This window comes from Candidatus Neomarinimicrobiota bacterium (genome assembly GCA_041862535.1).
In the GTDB taxonomy this organism is placed as follows: Bacteria; Fidelibacterota; Marinisomatia; order SCGC-AAA003-L08; family TS1B11.
Window position 1 is genome coordinate 1 of record JBGVTM010000131.1, and the last position, 2953, is coordinate 2953.

Here is a 2953-nt window from a genome sequence, read left to right on the forward strand (position 1 = left end):
CCTCGTCCAAGGGACCTGGCCAAAACTCGCCAGGTTCGCCAGACCAAGCAATCCTCAGCATCGTTACCGTAGGGAAAGTGGCCGAGTGGGTGTTCGTCCCATGCACGGCACCGTCCACATAGAAGGTTAACGTGCTTCCGTCTCTTACGAAGTCTATCTTGTGCCACTCACCGTCCTCGTAGGTGGCCGTGCCATCTGAGGGAAGGGCCCCACCATCGTATACGGCCGGTATATCGTTGTTGAGACACCACTGGGGGTCATATAGATTGGTGGTGTAGATGGTCATATAACCACTGCCGGACGAGTACTTGAACCACGCAGAAACAGTATAGTTACCCGGTGTGCCAATACCATTTGGACTAGCATCTCTCAACCAATCATCGGTCCCGTCAAAGTCCAACGCCTTTCCTATCTTGCCGTCTACCAAATCCTCGGAGGTCATGCTTCCTTGGGACTCCATATCGTTGGTATTCGATGTGGAATCCTTCATCTGAGGAGCGGTGCCAGTTGGGTTTTCTTTCAGATGCCAAACACCCTTATAATTAGAATCCCACACCCCGGCTGCATTCTCCTGGGAGGAGGTGATGGCGCTGTTACCATAGTCCATATAGATGACCGTATCCTCATTCGACTTCAGGGTGGGGATCTTCACCCAGGCCACGAGCGTCCCCGCAGCACCGTCGTACTTTTCGACCTCATGGGAGAGTTGGGTAGTGCCATTCCAGGCCCTGAAGATGATGTCGTAGCCATTGGTATTCTCCACTCTTCCGCCGTTTGCCGTGCTCTTTAAATCAGGGTCGTTCTGTATGCTGACGAGCATGGGGAAATCGGTGAGGTCGCTCGAACAGCTCGAACCCACCTTGGTGTGATCGATGGTGATCTGCTTCCGGTATACAAAGGTATCTTCGAAATACTCATCCGCCCCGATATCCCATGGATTTGAGCGAACCTCGCCATCGATGTCAGTTGTAAACGAGCTCGATAGATCTATTCCCTTTCCAATGGCATCCGCGCCGTACTTGAGATGGAGGTCTTCACTACCTGCGCTGATCGACACGAAATTATCGGAGGCACTCCGATTATGAAGGGGAGGGGAGTGGTCTCCTGGCGCCGATGCGTTAGAGGACATGTTGTAGTCGGAGGAGGCATCGAAGGTACCAACATAGTCATTATCTTGATTCCCCAGAGATATACAGTTCTTGAGCACAACCGTGCCGGCGCTTTGCTGGAATCCGTACCTGCTATTGTACGCCGTACAGTTATAACAGGAGGCCGTATTGAGATTTTGGAATTGGAATGCTGAACCACCAATGCCAGCAGTACTGTGATTGTAGGCGATGGTGTTCCAGATGGTCACGTTCACATTATTATTAGTATCGAGAACATATACACCTCGAGAATTCCATGATGCCCCTGAAAACCCATTAATTAGGCAATGGCTGACCCGGACATCGTTGTTTTGGTCCGGAAAGCTAGAACCAATATATACACCCGATGTATTTGCGCCGGTGTATGGCTGCATCGCGATGCCTTCAATGCGCACGTAGTCTTCACTCACGCTGATGTTGTTACCACTGGGGGTCGCATTGGTGCGAGTCATCCTGAAGCCTGTTCCCCAGGTCCCATTGTGTCTCTGGCTGGTGCCCACCTGACTGGTCGAGGTTGGAGTGTAGATTCTTATGTAGGTATAGGGCCCTGTTGTCCATCCGGCTTGCGAAAGAGCGAGATGGTCATCCATCACTCCATCGGCATAGCAGGCCCAGTTGAGCTGGTAGCTGCCCTGGACAAGATCTCCGGTTTTTAAGTAGTTAAGACTGGGATTCCGAGAATCAGATTCGGCAGTGGATAACAGATTGAACGCCCTGTAGATTTCAATCGCCGTTGAGCCGAAGGTAATATCGGTATCACCCGGCGTGCCGCCGTTCGCTGCCGAATTCTGGATGGTAAACTCGGTGGAAGAATTGCGCCCGGTGATGTAGTAGCGATTCAACCCCTCCCTTATCTCATCACCAACACCGATCTTATTTGCTGCCGGGCCTCCCTCCAGTGTCAGCGTCCCGCTGGAGGCCGAAGCATTGCCCGTGTACAGGGCGCCGGTTTCTGTGCCCACAGAATAGTAGATGGCGACCGTTGGCGGTGCGGGGGTGTAATCGATGGTTAATTTGGCTGCCTCAGCAGGTACGCCATCATAGGCCCGGAAAAGGCATTGCTTAGGCGTAGCTGGGTAATTATCCGAAATGAATAGCAAGGTAATGGCATTATTGTTGCTCCATCCCGGCCGGTTGATAATTTCCTGAACGATGCTGGTGACATCTTTATTTTTCCAGCCGGTGGAAAGAAATTCCTCCCCCCAGGCAACACTTGCAGTGGTTCGCGGCCTGACACCTGTGTCTACGATATGGTTATTGGGTTCCGTAAAATCAGGTGAATCATCTGCAGCGTGACCGTATATGGTCGCAGACAAGTTGCCACCCTGGATATGATCGAATATATATCCTGAAAAAGTGGCACTATTGATGGTCGAACCCTGGGGTATGTCGATACCCGCAAATCGGAAACCGCCGTTATATTTGCTGCTTAACCCACTGATATGCGCTGTAATATTGACATCCGCGTCGAGGGGTTTAAAGTCACTCTCATTGTCATTTTCATGCGCATCATCATAGGACCCCTGGATAGTGACTACCGTCGGATCGGTCGTGTGCGTGACGTCCGACGGCGCTGTGCCGATGACGCTACCGCTGACCAGCGTGACGTCGGAGGGCGCCAGCGAGATTGTCAACGTGTCGCCGGTGACCAGGTTGGCGGCGTCTCCGCGCAGGTACCAATCGGTGCCAAAATTGGGATTGATAGCCCAGCCTTCGTCGAACGTGACGGTCCCCGTGTCACCGGTAATCTGCACCGTCGGGTCGCCCAAGCTGTAGCAGGAGGCGGCCGATAAGCAGATCTTCAG

Annotated in this window: 1 protein-coding gene; it reads right to left on the reverse strand. The window is 52.6% G+C overall.

The window, feature by feature from the left end:
* The coding region (locus ACETWG_04845; GenBank protein ID MFB0515915.1) for a DUF2341 domain-containing protein at nucleotides 1-2953 on the reverse strand (2953 nt) is incomplete at both ends.